The organism is Sphingomonas sp. CD22, assembly GCF_034556155.1.
In the GTDB taxonomy this organism is placed as follows: Bacteria; Pseudomonadota; Alphaproteobacteria; order Sphingomonadales; family Sphingomonadaceae; genus Sphingomonas.
The window spans coordinates 72,253-90,060 of sequence record NZ_JAYDYX010000012.1 but is presented as its reverse complement, the minus strand read 5'-3'; the positions used below and the strand labels follow the sequence as shown (position 1 = coordinate 90,060).

Here is a 17,808-nt window from a genome sequence, read left to right as displayed (position 1 = left end):
CTTGGCCCGTAGTGACGCGATACAGGGCAGCCGGAGGATCCAGCCGCCAGTGTTCGCTATGCCAAAAGAAGATGAACGCAATGTGTCCGAAGCGCGCCCGGATCAAGGCGTCAGTCGCGGCGCGGCAGCGCATGCGAAAAGCCGCCGGCGCCCATGCACCGGCGGCTTTTCGAAACCCGCAAACAGCGGCGGCGCAATGCGCCGCCCGGCCGCTTACTTGATCTTGGTTTCCTTGAACTCGACATGCTTGCGCACGACGGGATCATACTTGCTGAAGCTCAGCTTCTCGGTCTTCGTCCGCGGGTTCTTCTTGGTGACGTAGAAGAAGCCGGTATCGGCGGTGCTGACGAGCTTGATCTTGACGGTAGTCGGCTTGGCCATGAGCCCTAATCCTGAAAACAAGGAGAGCGGCAGCAACAACGCCGCCGCTCGATCAGTCGCGGCGCATGGCGGATGGCCGCGATAAAGTCAACCGTCGACGGCGCCGCGCCGCTGCCTTAACCCTCCTATTACCTTTTGACGCGCACGATCACGACGCAAAAAAGGGGAGCGGATGATGCCACAGGCGATCGACGGCGAGCTACACCTGCTGGACGCGGTCCGCGCCGACCTCGCCGCGCGAATCGCGGCGATCGACGTGCGTGCGCCCTACACGCGGGCCTATGACCTGAAGCCCGACATCAACCAGATCCGGCTGATCGCGCATCGCAACGGCCTCAACCCGGCGGTCACCGTCGCGCATTTCGTCGATTCGGCGCTGTCGCGCGGCGAACATGGCGCCTTGCTCCACGGCTGGCTGTCGGTGCTCGGCGATGCCGTCGCGTCCGAGCGGCAGGACGTGCGCGCCTGCGAAGCCTTTGCCGCCGCCTGTTCGATACGGCTGGCAGGCTGACGCGGGGATGGACGCATTGATGGCGGCGCTGGTCGCCGCCGCTCTGGCACAGGTCGGCGATCGGCCGGCGTGGCTCGCGTCCATCCTGTCGGACCGGTATCGCGCGCCGGGGCTGGTGATCGCCGCCGCGGCGGTGGCGCTGCTCGGCGCCGGCCTGCTCGCCGCCGCGGCGGGCGCGCTGCTCGCACCGCGGCTGACGCCGGAGGCCAGCCAGCTCTTCCTCGCGCTGGCGCTGTTGTTCCAGGGCGGCGGCGTACTGTTCCCGGTCAAGCCGCCCGACCGACTCGCCGGATGGCGCCTCGGCGCGGCGCTGACCAGCCTGATCGGCCTGTTCATCCTCGCCTTCGGGGACGGCGTGCAGTTCATCGTCCTCGCGCTCGCCGCTCGGGCGCAACTGCCCTGGCTGGCCGCGGTCGGCGCGATGCTCGGCTCGCTTGCGGTGATCGCGCCCGCCGCGATCCTGGGAGAGGCAGGCTGGACCGCCTTGCCGCTCGTCACGCTGCGCCGGATCGTCGGCGCGATGTTCGTCCTCGCGGCGCTGGGACTGGGGCTTTCCGCGCTGCGACTGATCTGATCCGTCGATCATCGACATGCGCAAAATGGCTGCGGCGGGCGGAGCGTTTCGGCTATCGGATCGTTGCCGCAACGATCCTTTTTCCACGGAGATTTCCATGGCCGACATCAACCCGGCGCTGAACACGCCGACCGACCTTAGCAACACCCGTTCGGTGGCGGATGCGCTCAACTCCTCGCTCGCCGACTGCTTCGCGCTGTATTTCAAGACGAAGAACTTTCACTGGCACGTCTCCGGGCCGCATTTCCGCGACTATCATCTGCTGCTCGACGATCAGGCGGCGCAGATCCTCGGCGTCACCGACGCGATCGCCGAGCGCGTCCGCAAGACCGGCAACACGACATTGCGCTCGATCGGCGACATCAGCCGCCGCCAGACGATCGCCGACAACGACCTCGACTTCGTCGACGCCGCCGCGATGCTCGCCGAATTGCGCGAGGACAATCTCAAGCTGGTCGAGAGCTTCCGCGTCGTGAAGGACGCGGCCGACGAAGCGAAGGACAATGCCACCAGCGGCATCGTCGACGACTGGACCGACCAGGCCGAGGAACGCGCCTGGTTCCTGTTCGAGGCCAGCCGCAAGGGCTGAGCCACCCGGTGCCGTTCGCACCCGGCCTCCCGGAGGCTGGGTGCGAACGGCAGACGGCATCACCGCCCCTTGACCGTCACGAGCCAGAGGTCCGGTGGCGCCCCGACCCGCAGCGGCACGCCGCTCGTGCCCAGCCCCGCAGTGATGATCGTCGTGGTCGCGCCGCGCCGGACGATGCCGCAGCGCAGTCCGGGCTTCCAGAAGACGCGGATCGACCCGATCACCGGGAAGACTCCCTGACCGCAATGCGTATGGCCCGCCAGCACCAGCCCGACGCCTGGCGGCACCTGCAACGACAGGTCGGGCGAATGGGTAAGGATGATCTTGGCGCCGCGCCTCGCCGCCATGGCATGCATCGTCGCGGACAGATCGTCATGATGGCTGAACGCATCACCTGCCCCGCCGATCACCAACGGGCCGCGGACGACCGCCGCATTGTCGAGGACCGTCACGCCGGCACGGCGCAGCGCAGCCGCGATCAACGCGGGTTCCGACTGGTCGTGATTGCCGAGCACTGCGACCACGCCCAGTGGGGCGCGGAGGCCGGCAAGCGGCGCGATCATCGCCCGGGCGCCGGCACGCGCCACCGCCGGGTCATGCCCCGCCACATAGTCGCCGGCGAGGAGCACCACGTCAGGGCGCTCCCGGTTCACCTGCGCGACGATGCGCGCCAGCCGGCCGACGTCCATCGTCGCATTGCCGATGTGGATATCGCTGAGCAGCGCCAGCCGCATCGGCCGCGCGCCGCGGGGCCATCCGGGCAGCGACACGGTCCGTTCCCGCACCAACGGGTCGGCCCGCGCGTTCCTGTACCCCCAGCCGGCAACACCGAGCAGCAGCAGGCCGAGTGCGGCAACGATCCGGACGATCCTTGGCATCGCGCGGTGATAGCGGGAGCGGATCGCGCTCGCCAGGCGTTCCCCCCTTCATGCACGCCTTTGCCGCGCTCCTCGATTCGCTCATCTACACGCGCGGCCGGAACGCCAAGCTCAAGCTGATCGTCGATTATCTGCTCGCCACCCCAGATCCGGATCGCGGCTGGGCGATGGCGGCGCTGACCGGCGATCTCGACCTGCCCGGCGTCAAGCCCGCGCAGATCCGGGCGTTGATCGAGGCGCGCGTCGATCCCGTGCTGTTCCGGATGAGTCGCGACTATGTCGGCGACACCGCCGAGACGGTCGCACTGCTCTGGCCGGCGCCGGTCCCCGCACCTGCGGGCGCGCCGCTGTCGATCAGCGCGGCGGTCGACGCGCTGCGCCACCTCTCGCGATCGGACGCGCCTGCGGTGCTCGCCGCGATGCTCGACCGGCTCGATTCGGAGGAACGGTTCGCCCTGCTCAAGATGGCGACCGGGGCGTTGCGCATCGGCGTCTCCGCCCGCCTTGCCAAGACCGCTCTGGCGCAGGCGTTCGGGCTCGACGTCGATGCGGTCGAGGAGGTCTGGCACGGCCTTACCCCGCCTTATGCCAGCCTGTTCGCCTGGGCCGAAGGTACCGGCCAGCAACCCACCGCCGCCGACGTCCCCGTCTTCCGGCCGTTCATGCTCGCCCACGGGCTGGAGGACGCGCAGGTCGATCTCGCCGATTACGCCGCCGAGTGGAAATGGGACGGCATCCGCGTCCAGATCGTCCACGTCGCCGGCCAGACGCGACTCTACAGCCGCACCGGTGACGACGTCACCGGCAGCTTCCCCGACGTCGCCGCGGCCTTCTCCACCCCCGGCACGGTCGACGGCGAATTGCTGGTCAAGGGCGATGCGCAGGGCGGCGAGGCCGCCAGCTTCAACGCGCTGCAACAGCGACTCGGCCGCAAGACCGTGTCGGCGAAGATGTTGAGCGATTATCCCGCCTTCGTCCGGCTCTACGACCTGCTGTTCGATGGCGACGAGGATCTGCGCCCGCTGCCGTGGAGCGAGCGGCGACAACGGCTCGAAGCGTTCGTGCCGCGCCTCGACCCCGACCGGTTCGACCTCAGCCAGGTGATCGACGCCGCCAATTTCACCGAACTGGAAGCGATCCGCGCCGGTGCGCGCGACGCCGCGATCGAGGGCGTGATGCTCAAGCGCCGCGATTCGCCTTATGTCGGCGGCCGCCGCGCCGGCCTGTGGTACAAATGGAAGCGCGATCCGCTGACCGCCGATTGCGTGATGATGTATGCGCAGCGCGGCAGCGGCCGACGGTCCTCTTATTACAGCGACTATACCTTCGGCTGCTGGACCGAAGAGGGCGAGTTGCTGCCCGTCGGCAAGGCCTATTCGGGCATCACCGACGAGGAATTGAAGATGCTCGATGGGTTCGTCCGCCGCCACACGCTCGCGCGCTTCGGCCCGGTGCGCGAGGTCGAGAAGACGATGGTGCTGGAGATCGCGTTCGATTCGATCCACGGTTCGACCCGGCATAAGTCCGGCGTCGCGATGCGTTTTCCCCGCATCGCTCGGATCAGGACGGACAAGCCCGCCGCGGAGGCGGACCGGGTCGAGACGCTGCGCCGACTGGTGACCTGAGCGGGCGCAGGCCCCCGCCGGGGTACGAGCTAGGTGTGCGACGGCAGGCTCGGTCCTATCCCGCCCGGCCGACCTCTTCGCCGATCCGGATCTCGAACAATGTCGGCCAATATTTGCCCGTCACGAACAACCGATCGTGCGCCGCGTCGTAAGCGATGCCGTTGGCCACCGCATCGGGATCGGGATTGTGGATCTCGGCGAGGAGCGGACGGAGATCGATCAGTCCGTCGACCTTGCCCGTCGCGGGATCGATCCGCGCGATGAAGCCCGTCATCCACACATTGGCGAGGATGCGCCCCTGGACATATTCGAGCTCGTTGAGCTTGGCCAACGGCCGTCCGTTGAGCGTCACCGCGATCCGCCCGCGTTCCTCGAACGACGCCGGGTCCATCCGCCGCAGCGTCGGCGTACCGTCGGAGAGGATCAGCGCGCGTCCGTCGCCGGTCAGCGCCCAGCCCTCGCCGGCGTAGTGGAAGGGCTGGCCGATCCGCTTGAGCGCAGGCAACGACCAGCGGAAGCCGATGCCGGTCTTCCACGTCAGGCTGAGCAGGCTGTTCCTGAAACAGCCGATGCCCTCGCCGAACAGCTCGGGGCTCAGCCGCGCGCGCGCCGCGACCTTGCCGTCGGCGAGGCCGACGCGGCGGATATCCGACGCGCCCTCCTTGCCGGTGCTTTCGTAGAGCTCGCCGCCGCAGAACAGCAGCCCTTCGGTGAACGCGCCGGTGTCGTGCGGCAGCCGCGCGACGACCGTGGCGGCATAGACCGGGACGCCCGCCTCGGCTGGTGCCGCTGGCGTGGCCGGGACCGCCTGTGCCGCCGGCGGAGCGGCCGTGGGCGCAGCCTGCCACGCCGACGCCCCGATCGCGCCGAACAGCCCGAGCGCCAATGTCACCTTCACCACACGCATGTCCTCATCTCTCCGCCGACGCGGCACCCCGCGGCATAGCCCGCACCGGCGCGGGCGTCATCCCCGCGTCGATCGGATCGGGCGATGGCGCGTTCGCTACACCCATATGCCGGCGAAGACTGAGTCGAGTCGAAAGGCTGTCGCACTCGTCGCGTCCACCACCGAGATGCGGCGGCAGTGAGGTTCGATCGGTCTCTTTGACAGGTCCGTCACCCCGGACTCGTTCCGGGGTCCACCGAGCCGCAGGAGAACGGTGTCGCCTCAAGCCGTACCCCCTCGCCGCAGCGTGGACGCGAGGCCCGGTCGAAACCTCTACAAAACCGCCCAGTGCTCCTGCGAAGGCAGGAGCCCAGGAGTCCCGAGCGTCATAAGGCGTTGTTTTGCTTGGCCCTAGGCTCCGGCTTCCGCAGGAGCACTGCGCTGCTTCACCCGCGAGGCGAACGTTCGCGGATGTCTTCAACCCGTCCGAGGTGACGGAGCAAGCGGGGAAAGCATGGCGCCGATATGAACGCCCCTCCCGCAACAGCCGTTTTCGCAAACACCCCATCCCAAAACGCAAAAAGCCCGGCACCGCAGGTTGCGGGCCGGGCTTTTCGTTAGCGGGTCGGGACCGTTACGACGCGGCCGACAGGTTCACCGCGGCATATTTGCCGCGACGATCGACTTCGAGCTCGAACTGCAGCTTGTCGCCCTCGTTGAGGGTCGACATGCCGGCGCGCTCGACCGCCGAAATGTGCACGAACGCATCGGGCTGACCATCGTCGCGCTGAATGAAGCCGAAGCCCTTCATCGCGTTGAAGAACTTGACGGTGCCCGTCGCCTTCTCACCGGTCAGCTGACGCTGCGGCGCGGCACCGGCGCCACCGGCGCCGCCCGGACGCGGGCCACGATCGCCGAAGCCACCTTCGCGCGGCTCGCGGGGCGCACGCTCGGTGACGGCCATCGGCTCGCCGTCGATCTTCAGCTCGGTCGCCGAGATGCGGCCGCCGCGGTCGACCAGGGTGAAGCCGAGCGGCTGACCTTCGGCGAGCGCGCTCATGCCGGCCTGTTCGACGGCCGAGATGTGCACGAACACGTCCTCGCCGCCGTCATCACGGACGACGAAGCCGAAGCCCTTCTGCGCGTTGAAGAATTTGACTACGCCAGTGCCTTCGCCGACGACCTGGGGGGGCATGCCGCGGCCACCGCCGCTGAACCCGCCGCCACCACCGCCGCCGCCGCCGAAGCCGCCACCGCCGCCGCCACGGAAACCGCCGCCGCCGCCACCGAAGCCGCCGCGATCACCGCCGCCGCCGCCGAAGCTGCTGCCGCCGCCGAAGCCGCCGCGATCACCGCCGCCGAAGCCGCCACCGCCGAAACCGCCGCCGCCGCCAAAGCCGCCGCCACCGCCGAAATCGCTGCTGCCGCCACCGAAATCGTCGCGCTTGTCGCGACCACGTCCGCCACGATTGCCGCGGCCACCTTTGTCGTAACCCATAACCCTATTCGTCTTCCCGGTTCGCCCGCATCCAATCCGTAACAAGAACCCGTGCGCCGGACGACGAACGCGAGCCCTCGGGCGCGAAACCTATTGCGCCTTGGGAGTCGTCATAGCGCAGAAAACAAGTCCCCGCGAATGAATTCGTCGCAATCGTCTGCCAATCCATACCGGATACCGGCCTTTACCCGGCCCGCCACAGCAATGGTGCGGATTTCCGGCCGATGACGCTTAATCGTTGAGCATACGGGCGTTGCAGCGTAGGGCACCGCCATGACCGTTCACTTCCACGAGGAAGACCTCCCCGCCGACGTCTTCGCTCCCGGCGCCTCGATCGCCGTCGATACCGAGACGATGGGCCTCATCACGCCGCGCGACCGGCTGTGCGTCGTACAATTGTCCGACGGCGGACCCGACGAACATCTTGTCCGTTTCGGCCCGACCAGCGACTATGCTGCGCCCAACCTAAAGGCGGTGCTCAGTGATCCCGCCCGTGTGAAACTATACCATTACGGGCGCTTCGATATCGCCGCGCTTCAGCATTATCTCGGCATCGTCGCGATTCCCGCTTACGACACCAAGATCGCGTCGCGACTGATCCGCACCTATACCGATCGCCACGGCCTCAAGGAACTGGTGCGCGAACTGCTTGGCCAGGAACTCAGCAAGCAGCAGCAATCGTCCGACTGGGGCGCGCCCGAACTGTCGGACGCGCAGAAGGATTATGCGGCGAGCGACGTGCGCTTCCTCCATCGCCTGCAGGCCGAGCTCAACCGCCGGCTCGAACGCGAGGGCCGGATGGAGATGGCGCAGGCCTGTTTCGACTTCCTGCCGACCCGCGCCGCGCTGGACCTTGCCGGCTGGCCCGAGATCGACATCTTCGCCCATGCCTGAGGCCCTGCGGTGAACGCCGCGACCGCACGCCAGACGCGCTCGGCGCGGCAGCGCTGGGCCGCGCCCGGCGGCCGGCAGGACCGGATCGTCACGTTGCTCAACACCGGGCTGCCGATCGGGATCGGCGTGCTCGCCGCCTTCCTGGTGCTGGCGCCGCTCACCGCCGCCAACGAAGTGTCGTTCGTCCTCGACAAGAACAAGGTGGAGGTCGCCAAGGAGCGGCTGAAGCTGCAGGCGGCGACCTATCGCGGCCAGGACGACAAGGGGCAGGCGTTCGCGCTCAATGCCGGCACCGCCGTGCAGCAGAGCAGCAGCGTGCCGATCGTCCAGATCAACGGCATGACCGCCGATCTCGCGCTCGACGACGGGCCGGCGACACTGCGCGCCGACAAGGGCCGCTACGACCTCAACACCGAACAGATGAAGGTCGACGGCCCGATCGCCTTCCGCGCCGCCAACGGCTATCGACTCGACACGAGCGACGCGACGATCGACTTGAAAACCAAGACGATGCGCAGCGGCGGCAAGGTGACGGGCACGGTGCCGCAGGGCAATTTCAGCGCCAATGCGCTGACCGCCGACCTGGCGGGCCGTACCGTCCGGCTGAGCGGCAATGCCCGCTTGCGGATCGTGCCGCGACGGGCGAAATAGCCCGCCATGCGCACCCCCCTTCTCGCCGTCGCCCTGCTCGCCGCCACCCCGCTGGCGGCACAGACGGCGCATAACTCCAATGCCCCGATCGATTTCGGCGCCGACCATATCGAATTGCAGGACAAGGCGAATCGCGGTGTGCTGTCGGGCAACGTCTCGGTCCGCCAGGCCGAGATGACGCTCAACTCGGCGCGGATGACGGTCAGCTATACCGGCCAGGTGGTCGGCGGCAGCCCGCAGGTGTCGCGCATCGACGCGAGCGGCGGCGTCACCGTCCGCCGCCCCGACCAGACCGCCAAGAGCCAATATGCGATCTACGACCTCAACCGCCGCGTCATCACCATGCTCGGCGCGGTGACGCTGACGCAGGGCGGCAATACGGTCAACGGCGGCCGGCTGACGATCAACCTCGACACCGGCCGCGCCGTGGTCGACGGCAATTCGGTCCGCGACTCCAGCGGCGCCGCCCCGGGCAGCACCACCACCACCGCCCCGAGCGGCCGCGTCACCGGCACCTTCTCGGTCCCCAAGCGGGACTGAGGCCCGGCGGGCCGATGCGCGCGCCCACCCCCGCGACATGCCGACGGGAAATCCGTACGACCTAAAGGGTCTTCCCTCGCGCGCGTCTCCGCGCCATGACGCAACGGCATGCACGAAGCCTGCCAAGGCTTTGCCACTCTTTTGATGCGAGGCATCGAGCCCATGGACGCCGCCGTTTCCGACCTCCAGACCGCCGAGCCGATCCACGAGCCGCCCGCCAATCGCGGGTTACAGGCGATCTCGATCGCCAAATCCTACGACAAGCGTGTCGTGCTCACCGACGTCTCGGTCTCGGTCGATCGCGGCGAGGTGGTCGGCCTGCTCGGCCCCAACGGCGCCGGCAAGACGACCTGCTTCTATTCGGTGATGGGGTTGGTGAAGCCCGATTCGGGCCGGATCATGCTCGACGGCGAGGATATCACCAAGCTGCCGATGTACCGCCGCGCGATCCTCGGCCTCGGCTATCTGCCGCAGGAGACGAGCATCTTCCGCGGTCTGTCGATCGAGAAGAACATCGGCGCGGTGCTCGAACTGTCCGAGCCCGATCCTGCGGCGCGCCCCGCCAAGCTTGACAAGCTGCTCGACGAGTTCGGCCTCACCCGTTTGCGCGCCAGCCCCGCCATGGCGCTGTCGGGCGGCGAGCGCCGCCGCGCCGAGATCGCCCGCGCGCTCGCCGCCGACCCGTCGATCATGTTGCTCGACGAACCCTTCGCGGGCATCGACCCGATCTCGATCGCCGACATCCGCGATCTGGTGAAGGATCTCAAGCGCCGCGACATCGGCGTGCTGATCACCGATCACAACGTCCGCGAGACGCTCGACATCGTCGACCGCGCCTACATCATCTACGACGGCCGCGTGCTGTTCGCCGGCAGCCCCGAGGAACTCGTCGCCGACGCCAACGTCCGCCGCCTGTATCTCGGCGAGGGCTTCTCGCTCTAGCATATGGCCTGGGTCCCGCCTTGTTCCGTCACGGCGCGGGAAGCAGCGGTTTCATGAGCCTCGCGCCGCGCCTCGACCTGCGCCAGTCGCAGTCGCTGGTGATGACGCCGCAGCTCCAGCAGGCGATCAAGCTGCTGGCGCTGTCCAATCTCGAGATCGAGGGCTTCATCGCCGAGGAGGTCGAGAAGAACCCGCTGCTCGAAGCCGCACAGACCGACGAGATCGTCCGCCCCGAACGCGTCGAGCGCGACGAACCCGCCGGTGCCGACGAACTGGTCAGCGGCGCCGCGGCCGCCGATCCGCTCGACCTCGATTACGCCACCGAAAGCCACCAGCAGGACAGCGTCGCCGACGGCGGCGGCGGCTTCGACGGCGCATTGTCGATGACCGGCGGCAGCACCGGCGGAGGCCTGGGCGGCGAGGACGGGCTCGACTTCGATTCGTTCGCGCAAGGGGAAGGCACGCTCGCCGACCATCTGCTCGCGCAAGCGGGGACGGTGATCGACGGCGCCGACTGGTTCATCGCGCAGCATCTGATCGACCAGATCGACGAGGCCGGCTATCTCACCGTCCCGCTGCTCGACATCGCCAACCGCCTCGGCACCGCGCTCGCCCGCGTCGAGCACGTGCTGCGCCAGATCCAGACGCTGGAGCCGACCGGCGTCGGCGCCCGCGACCTCGCCGAATGTATCGCGCTCCAGGCGCGCGAGGCGGACCGCTACGATCCCTGCATGGCGCGGCTGATCGACAATCTCGACCTGCTCGCGCGCGGCGATCTCGCCCGGCTCAAACGGATGTGCGGCGTCGACGACGAGGATATGGCGGACATGATCCGCGAACTGCGCGGCTACGATCCCAAGCCCGGCTGCCGCTACGGCGGCGAGCCCGCGCTGGCGGTGACCCCCGATCTGTTCGTCGCCCGGACGAAGGCGGGCTGGGGCATCGAACTCAACGCCGCGACGCTGCCGCGCGTCCTCGTCAACCGCCGCTATTACCACGAACTCAGCCACGGCCCGCAGGACAAGACGGCCAAGGCGTGGCTGTCGGATGCGCTCGCCTCGGCCAATTGGCTGATCAAGGCGCTCGACCAGCGCCAGCGCACGATCATCAAGGTCGCCACCGAGATCGTCAAGCAACAGGAAGCGTTCTTCCTCAAGGGCGTCGCGCACCTCAAGCCGATGACGCTCGCCAAGGTCGCCGAGGCGATCGAGATGCACGAATCGACCGTCAGCCGCGTGACCAGCAACAAATATCTGAGCTGCGCCCGCGGCGTGTTCGAGCTGAAGTACTTCTTCACCAGCGCGATCCAGGCGGCGGACGGCGGCGATGCAGTGTCGGCGGAGGCAGTGAAGAGCGCGATCCGCAGCCTGATCGCCAACGAAGGCGCCAAGATCCTGTCCGACGACACGTTGGTCGAACTGCTGCAGGCCAAGGGCTTCGACATCGCCCGCCGCACCGTCGCCAAATACCGCGAGGCGATGGGCATCGGCAGCTCGGTCCAGCGCCGCCGCGCGCGGACCTTAGAGGGGACGGGCTAACGGCGCCCGTCAGCGGGACCCCGGGTCGAGCCCGGGGTGACGATAGAGAGATCGTTGCGGCGCTAAGCCACTGAATCGAACAGGTCACGCCAGTCGGGATTGCCGCGTTCGATCAGCGCGAACTTCCACTCCCGGCGCCAGCGTTTCAGCCGCTTCTCATGCGCTATGCACGCATCGATGGTGTCGCCGTGTTCCGCCCAGACGAGCAGGTGCAGGCCGTAACGCCGGCAAAAGTCTGATCCGTCCCCGGTTCGATGCTGATGAATGCGCGCGGCCAGATGCGAAGTAACGCCGACGTACATGGCGCCGCGATAGCGATCGCTCATGATATAGACCCAGCCGCCACGACCATAAGCCATAGCCCATCGTGAAATTGGCAAGCTTCACGGTCAAGCCGCGATCACTAACGCTCCGACCTGCCACCCGAAATCCCGTCACCCCGGCCTTGAGCCGGGGTCCCGCTTTGTCGTCGCAATCGCACAAACCCAAATCGGAATGCCGGATCAAGTTCGGCATGACGGCGGGCGGGTCTCAATCATCCTCGTCCTCGAACCCCACCAGCGCCAGCGCGCGCGCCTTCATCTGGCGCTGTTCGCACCAATGGACCAAAGCCTCCTCGCGGCCGTGCGTCACCCACACCTCCTTGGGCGCGATCTCCGACAAGGTGTCGGTGAGTTCGTCCCAATCCGCATGGTCGGACAGGATGAGTGGCAATTCGATGTTCTTCTGCACCGCGCGCTGGCGCACGCGCATCCAGCCGCTCGCCATCGCGGTGATGGGATCGGGCAGCCGCCGCGACCAGCGGTCGTTGAGCGCCCCCGGCGGGCACATCACGACATGCCCCGCCATATCCGCCTTCTTCGCATCGGCGACCGGCAGCAATTCGCCGAGCCGCACGCCATGCTCCTGATACAGGTCGCATAACCGCTGGAGCGCGCCGTGGATGTAGATCGGCGCCTCATGGCCGCGCGCGCGCAGCTCGGCGATCACCCGTTGCGCCTTGCCCAAGGCATAGGCGCCGACCAGCACGCAGCGATCGGGATTGGCGTGGAGCCGCGCGATGAGCTTGTCGATCTCGTCGCCGGTGTCGGGATGGCGGAACACCGGCAGGGCGAAGGTCGCCTCGGTGACGAAGACGTCGCATTTGACCGGCTCGAACGGCGTGCAGGTCGGGTCGGCGCGGCGCTTGTAGTCGCCCGAGACGATGACGCGCTCGCCGCGATAGTCGAGCACGATCTGCGCCGAGCCGAGCACGTGCCCGGCGGGGACGAAGCCCACCTCGACCTCGCCCATGCGGATCGTCTCGCCATAAGCGACCGGGTGTCCCGCCTGCTCGCCGTAACGCGCGTCCATGATCGCCAGCGTCTCCGGCGTCGCCCACACCGCGCCATGCCCGCCGCGCGCATGGTCGGCATGACCGTGCGTCACCAGCGCGCGCGCTTCGGGTTCGGACGGATCGATCCACGCATCCGCCGGCCTGACGTAGATGCCATGCGGATGCGGTTCCAGCCAGTCGCCCAATCGTGCCATACCGTCACTACGCGCCAGCGCGGCAGTCGGTGCCGCGATGATCGCGACGCACACCGCTCCACGGACGTTGGTGGACCTCCGCGCGTCATCGTGACCATCTACGACCTTCGGGCGAAGCCGATGATTTGCCGCCATACATTCCCCCGCCCCACCCCGCGCCCTACATAGGGCGCGATGGACCTCCCCCAGCCGCTCGCCTCATGGTTCGCCACCCGCGGCTGGCGCCCGCGCCGCCACCAGCTCGACATGCTGCGCGAGGGCCGCGCCGGCCGCCACGCGTTGCTCGTCGCCACCACCGGGGCGGGCAAGACGCTCGCCGGTTTCCTCCCGACACTCGCCGAACTGATCGAGGCACCGACCGAGGGACTGCACACGCTCTACGTCTCGCCGCTGAAAGCGCTGGCGGTCGACATCCAGCGCAACCTCGTCACCCCGATCGACGAGATGGGCCTGTCGCTGCGCGTCGAAACGCGGACGGGCGATACCCCCAGCGACCGCAAGGCGCGCCAGCGCGTCCGTCCGCCGCAAATCCTGCTCACCACCCCCGAATCGCTGTCGCTGCTGCTCAGCTACCCCGACAGCTTCACGATGTTCGAAGGGCTCAGGACGATCGTCATCGACGAGGTCCATGCCTTCGCCACCGGCAAGCGCGGCGATCTGCTCTCGCTGTGCATGGCGCGGTTGCAGCGGATCAGCCCCGGCCTGCGCCGCGTCGCGCTGTCGGCGACGGTCGCCGATTCCGACGGCTATCGCGCGTGGCTCGCCCCGGATGGCGACATCGATCAGGTCGCGATGGTCCAGGGCGAGCCGGGCGCCGCCCCGAATATCGCGATCCTCCTTCCCGAGGATCGCATCCCCTGGTCGGGCCATTCGGGCCGCTATGCCGCCGAACAGGTGATGGCCGAGATCGAGCTGCACAAGACGTCGATCATCTTCTGCAACACGCGCAGCCTCGCCGAGCTGATCTTTCAGGACCTGTGGAAGGTCAACACGTTGAGCCTGCCGATCGGCGTCCACCACGGCAGCCTCGCGCTGGAGGCGCGGCGCAAGGTGGAGGGCGCGATGGCCTCGGGCCGGCTGCGCGCGCTGGTCGCCACCGCCAGTCTCGACCTCGGCGTCGACTGGGGCGACGTCGATTGCGTCATCCAGATGGGCGCGCCCAAGGGCTCGTCGCGCCTGCTCCAGCGGATCGGCCGCGCCAACCACCGGCTCGACGAGGCGTCGGAGGCGATCCTCGTCCCCGGCAACCGCTTCGAATATCTCGAGGCGCGCGCCGCGCTCGACGCGGTCGAGGCGGGCGAGCTTGACCCCGACCTGTTCCGCCCCGGCGCGCTCGACGTGCTGGCGCAGCACGTCATGGCGATGGCATGTGCGGCACCGTTCGATCAGGCGGCGCTGCTCGACGAGGTGCGTTCCGCCCTCCCTTATTCGGCGCTGACCGACGAGACGTTCGATCGCGTGCTGAGCTTCATCCGCGACGGCGGCTACAGCCTCAAGGCCTATGACCGCTTCAAGCGGCTGACGCAGGAGACGGACGGCCTGTGGCGCGTCAGCCATCCGAAATTCGTGACGCAGCATCGCCTCAACGCCGGCATCATCGTCGAGGCGACGATGCTCAACGTCCGCTTCAAGAACGGCCGCAATCTCGGCAAGGTCGAGGAGGGCTTCGCCGCGCAGCTCAGCCCCGGCGACACCTTCTTCTTCGCGGGCCTCAGTTGCGAGGTGCAGAAGATCGACACCGAGGATCTGATCGTCCGCGCCTCGTCCAAGCCCGCGCGTATCCCGACCTATGGCGGCAGCCGCATGCCGCTGTCGACCAACCTCGCCGACCGCGTCCGCGGCTTCCTCGCCGACCCCACGCAATGGTCGCGCTTCCCCGACGATGTGCGCGAATGGCTAGAATTCCAGGGGAAACGCTCAGCTCTCCCCCGCCCCGGAGAGCTGCTGGTCGAAACCTTCCCGCGCGAAGGCCGCAACTATATGGTCGCCTATAGCTTCGAAGGCTGGAACGCGCACCAGTCGCTCGGCATGCTCATCACCCGGCGAATGGAGGCGGAGGGGCTGAAGCCTTTGGGATTCGTCGCCAACGATTATGCGCTCGCGGTCTATGGCATCGAGAAGATCACCGATCCCGCCGCCTTGTTCAGCCCCGACATCCTCGAACACGAATTCGTCGACTGGGTGCAACAGTCGCATCTGCTCAAGCGCGCGTTCCGCGAGGTCGCGGTGATCGGCGGGCTGGTGGAGCGCCAGCATCCCGGCAAGCGCAAGACCGGGCGGCAGGTGACCTTCTCGACCGACCTGATCTACGACGTGCTGCGCAAATACGAGCCGACGCATCTGCTGCTACAGGCCGCCTGGGACGACGCCCGAGCCCGCATGACCGACGTCGGGCGTCTGGCGGGCCTTCTCGACCGCGCGGCGGAAACGATGCTCCACGTCGATCTGGAGCGCGTCACGCCGCTCGCGGTGCCGGTATTGACGCTGATCGGCCGCGAGAAGGTGTCGACCGGTTCCGCCGACGACCATCTGCTGATCGAAGCCGAGGCGCTCGCGGCCGAAGCGATGCGGATCGACTGACCCAAAATCCTCCCCCGCCAGGGGGAGGTGGCGCCGCGAAGCGGTGACGGAGGGGGAGGATGCGGCGAACGTAATCGTATGCGGAAACGCCCCTTCCACCACCCGGCTACGCCGAGCGGTCCCCCTCCCCCGCTGCGCGAGGGAGGACTTAGCTACACCGTCACCTGCTCGCCCAGCTCCAGCACCTTGCCCGGCGGGATCTTCAGGAACTCCGTCGGGTCGGCGGCATTGCGCTGCATGAACATGAAGATGCGGTCCTGCCACATCGGCATGCCCACGTCCGCCTCGGGCTTCAGCGTATTGCGGCCGATGAAGAAGCTCGTCTTCATCGCGTCGAGGCTGCGCATCTCGGTCTTGCCGCCGACGCCCAGATCGGCGGGCACGTCGGGCGATTCCATGAAGCCGTAATTGAGCACGACGATCTCGAAATTGTCGTCGAGCCGCTCGCTGGTGCGGCGGTGCTCGGCGTCGACCACCGGCCGGTCGGTGGTGCGGATGCTGACCACCAGATTGCGCTCGTGCAGCACCTTGTTGTGCTTGAGATTGTGGAGCAGCGCGCCCGGCGCCGAGCGCGGGTTGGCGGTGAGGAACACGGCGGTGCCCGGCACCCGCTCGGGCGGCCGCTTGGCGAGCGCGGCGGCGAGGTCGGCGAGCGGGATGCTCTGCCGCGCCTCGAACGCGCGGACGATGCCCTTGCCGCGCACCCAGGTGTAGATCAGCAGCCCGATCGCCGCGGCGATCACCAGCGGCACCCAGCCCCCCTCGACCACGCGCAGGATGTTGGCGCCGAAGAAGACGAGGTCGAGGCACAGGAACGGCAGGATCGCCGCCAGCGCCCATGCCCGCTTCCAGTGCCAGACGTGCCGCGCGACGAGATAGCCGAGCAGCGTCGTCACCACCATCGTGCCGGTCACCGCGATGCCATAGGCCGCGGCCATCGCCGACGAGGTCTTGAACTGGATGATGAGGATCAGCACGCCGACGAGCAGCAGCCAGTTGATCGTCGGCAGATAGATCTGCCCGACGAAATCGGCCGAGGTCTGGCGCAGCTTCATCCGCGGCAACAGGCCGAGCTGCACCGCCTGCTGGGTCAGCGAGAAGGCGCCGGTGATCACCGCCTGGCTGGCGATCACGGTCGCGAAGCCGGCGAGGACGATCAGCGCGCCGCGCATCGATTCGGGCGCCATCAGGAAGAACCAGTCCTGATTCTTGAACACGGTGCCCGCCGCCTGCGCCGCTTCGAGGTGCGACAGCGCGAACGCCCCCTGCCCCAGGTAATTGAGCATCAACGCCGGAAAGACCAGGATCAGCCAGGCGATGCGGATCGGCTTCTTGCCGAAATGGCCCATGTCGGCGGTCAGCGCCTCGGCGCCGGTGACGGTGAGGAACACCGCGCCGAGCACGAACAGCCCGATCGTGCCGTGCGTCGCGAGGAAGTGGATGCCATATTGCGGCAGCAGCACGCGGAAGATCGAGGGCTCGTCGGCGATATGCCAGATACCGAGGCCGCCGATCGTCAGGAACCACAGGATGCAGACCGGGCCGAACAGCTTGGCGACGATCGCGGTGCCGCGCCGCTGGATGAAGAACAGAGCGACGAGGATCGCGATCGTCAGCGCGCGGATCGTCCCCTCGTCGAAGAATTTGGCGGCGCTGGGAATCGTCCGCAGCCCCTCCATCGCCGACAAGACCGACAGCGACGGCGTGATGATCGCGTCGCCGTAGAACAGGGCCGCGCCCGCCGCGCCGAGCACCAAGGCGACGCGGCTGCGCATGCCGAGCGAGCGCCGCGCCAGCGCCGCCAGCGCGAGCACGCCGCCCTCGCCGTGATTGTCGGCGCGCATCAGGAACAGCACGTATTTGACCGTGACGATCAGCGTCAGCGTCCACAGCGCCAGGCTGAGCACGCCGAGGATCTCGGTCGGGTCGATGCCATCCGCCGCGGACTGCTGCAACGCCTCGCGAAAGGCATAGAGCGGGCTGGTGCCGATGTCGCCGAACACCACGCCGATCGCGCCGATAGTGAGGCCGATCAATGCGGGGTGGGACTGGCCTTGGGAAACGGGTGCTTCGACGGCGAGCGACATGCGCGCGACTACCCCTGACAAAAGCCTTCCGGCGGAAGGACGGCGCGCTTTACGCCGATTGGCCGGCCACGCAAGCGGATTTGCGTGAAGCCGCGCAAGGCCTT

The 17,808-nt window shown here is 68.0% G+C and carries 17 protein-coding genes; 10 read left to right on the top strand and 7 right to left on the bottom strand.

Going from position 1 to position 17,808, the window contains the following annotated elements:
- Positions 1-213 precede the first annotated feature (213 nt).
- Entirely contained in the window at positions 214-381 is a 168-nt protein-coding gene (rpmG, locus tag SFC76_RS18400) for a 50S ribosomal protein L33 (RefSeq protein ID WP_254289072.1), read from the bottom strand.
- Positions 382-553: 172 nt separating this feature from the next.
- Between rpmG and SFC76_RS18395 the strand changes: the two genes are divergently transcribed.
- From SFC76_RS18395 to SFC76_RS18385, 3 genes are all read left to right on the top strand, one after another.
- Positions 554-892, top strand: a complete 339-nt coding sequence (locus SFC76_RS18395) for a hypothetical protein (protein ID WP_322850858.1) — start codon at positions 554-556, stop codon at positions 890-892.
- A 7-nt stretch (positions 893-899) separates the two neighbouring features.
- Positions 900-1,466 (top strand): TMEM165/GDT1 family protein, encoded by a 567-nt coding sequence (locus tag SFC76_RS18390; RefSeq protein ID WP_322850857.1) that lies wholly within the window; start codon positions 900-902, stop codon positions 1,464-1,466.
- 97 nt (positions 1,467-1,563) lie between these two features.
- The gene (locus tag SFC76_RS18385; RefSeq protein ID WP_322850856.1) at positions 1,564-2,055 is read left to right on the top strand and encodes a DNA starvation/stationary phase protection protein; all 492 of its coding nucleotides are present in this window, start codon (positions 1,564-1,566) and stop codon (positions 2,053-2,055) included.
- Positions 2,056-2,114: 59 nt separating this feature from the next.
- On the opposite strand, the gene SFC76_RS18380 is transcribed toward SFC76_RS18385, so the two are convergent.
- Positions 2,115-2,933, bottom strand: a complete 819-nt coding sequence (locus tag SFC76_RS18380) for a metallophosphoesterase (RefSeq protein WP_322850855.1) — start codon at positions 2,931-2,933, stop codon at positions 2,115-2,117.
- Between the two features lie 50 nt (positions 2,934-2,983).
- On the opposite strand from SFC76_RS18380, the gene SFC76_RS18375 reads away from it, so the two are divergent.
- Complete coding sequence (locus tag SFC76_RS18375) at positions 2,984-4,558, top strand: cisplatin damage response ATP-dependent DNA ligase (protein ID WP_322850854.1); 1,575 nt, start codon at positions 2,984-2,986, stop codon at positions 4,556-4,558.
- A 55-nt stretch (positions 4,559-4,613) separates the two neighbouring features.
- Here the strand turns inward: SFC76_RS18375 and SFC76_RS18370 are convergent, their stop codons facing one another.
- Both SFC76_RS18370 and SFC76_RS18365 read right to left on the bottom strand, forming a co-directional pair.
- Positions 4,614-5,465, bottom strand: coding sequence for a glutaminyl-peptide cyclotransferase (locus tag SFC76_RS18370; RefSeq protein ID WP_322850853.1), 852 nt, complete (start codon positions 5,463-5,465; stop codon positions 4,614-4,616).
- 613 nt (positions 5,466-6,078) lie between these two features.
- Positions 6,079-6,942 (bottom strand): cold-shock protein, encoded by an 864-nt coding sequence (locus SFC76_RS18365; RefSeq protein ID WP_322850852.1) that lies wholly within the window; start codon positions 6,940-6,942, stop codon positions 6,079-6,081.
- 273 nt (positions 6,943-7,215) lie between these two features.
- Here SFC76_RS18365 and SFC76_RS18360 point away from each other — a divergent pair, with 273 nt between their 5' ends.
- The 5 genes from SFC76_RS18360 to rpoN all read left to right on the top strand — a co-directional run bounded on the left by SFC76_RS18360 (position 7,216) and on the right by rpoN (position 11,507).
- On the top strand, positions 7,216-7,836 hold the full coding sequence (locus SFC76_RS18360) for a ribonuclease D (RefSeq protein ID WP_322850851.1): 621 nt from the start codon (positions 7,216-7,218) through the stop codon (positions 7,834-7,836).
- Between the two features lie 9 nt (positions 7,837-7,845).
- Positions 7,846-8,487, top strand: a complete 642-nt coding sequence (gene lptC / locus SFC76_RS18355) for an LPS export ABC transporter periplasmic protein LptC (protein WP_322850850.1) — start codon at positions 7,846-7,848, stop codon at positions 8,485-8,487.
- 6 nt (positions 8,488-8,493) lie between these two features.
- Positions 8,494-9,027, top strand: a complete 534-nt coding sequence (locus SFC76_RS18350) for an LptA/OstA family protein (RefSeq protein ID WP_322850849.1) — start codon at positions 8,494-8,496, stop codon at positions 9,025-9,027.
- 162 nt (positions 9,028-9,189) lie between these two features.
- Complete coding sequence (gene lptB, locus SFC76_RS18345) at positions 9,190-9,969, top strand: LPS export ABC transporter ATP-binding protein (RefSeq protein WP_038661638.1); 780 nt, start codon at positions 9,190-9,192, stop codon at positions 9,967-9,969.
- A 53-nt stretch (positions 9,970-10,022) separates the two neighbouring features.
- On the top strand, positions 10,023-11,507 hold the full coding sequence (rpoN, locus tag SFC76_RS18340) for an RNA polymerase factor sigma-54 (RefSeq protein ID WP_322850848.1): 1,485 nt from the start codon (positions 10,023-10,025) through the stop codon (positions 11,505-11,507).
- A gap of 62 nt (positions 11,508-11,569) precedes the next feature.
- On the opposite strand, the gene SFC76_RS18335 is transcribed toward rpoN, so the two are convergent.
- The gene (locus SFC76_RS18335; protein WP_322850847.1) at positions 11,570-11,866 is read right to left on the bottom strand and encodes a GIY-YIG nuclease family protein; all 297 of its coding nucleotides are present in this window, start codon (positions 11,864-11,866) and stop codon (positions 11,570-11,572) included.
- A gap of 172 nt (positions 11,867-12,038) precedes the next feature.
- Complete coding sequence (locus SFC76_RS18330; RefSeq protein WP_322850876.1) at positions 12,039-13,037, bottom strand: ligase-associated DNA damage response exonuclease; 999 nt, start codon at positions 13,035-13,037, stop codon at positions 12,039-12,041.
- A gap of 174 nt (positions 13,038-13,211) precedes the next feature.
- On the opposite strand from SFC76_RS18330, the gene SFC76_RS18325 reads away from it, so the two are divergent.
- Positions 13,212-15,617, top strand: a complete 2,406-nt coding sequence (locus SFC76_RS18325) for a ligase-associated DNA damage response DEXH box helicase (protein WP_322850846.1) — start codon at positions 13,212-13,214, stop codon at positions 15,615-15,617.
- A 152-nt stretch (positions 15,618-15,769) separates the two neighbouring features.
- On the opposite strand, the gene SFC76_RS18320 is transcribed toward SFC76_RS18325, so the two are convergent.
- A complete protein-coding gene (locus SFC76_RS18320) occupies positions 15,770-17,704 on the bottom strand; it encodes a potassium transporter Kup (RefSeq protein WP_322850845.1) in 1,935 nt (644 codons plus the stop codon).
- Between the last annotated feature and the right edge of the window lie 104 nt (positions 17,705-17,808).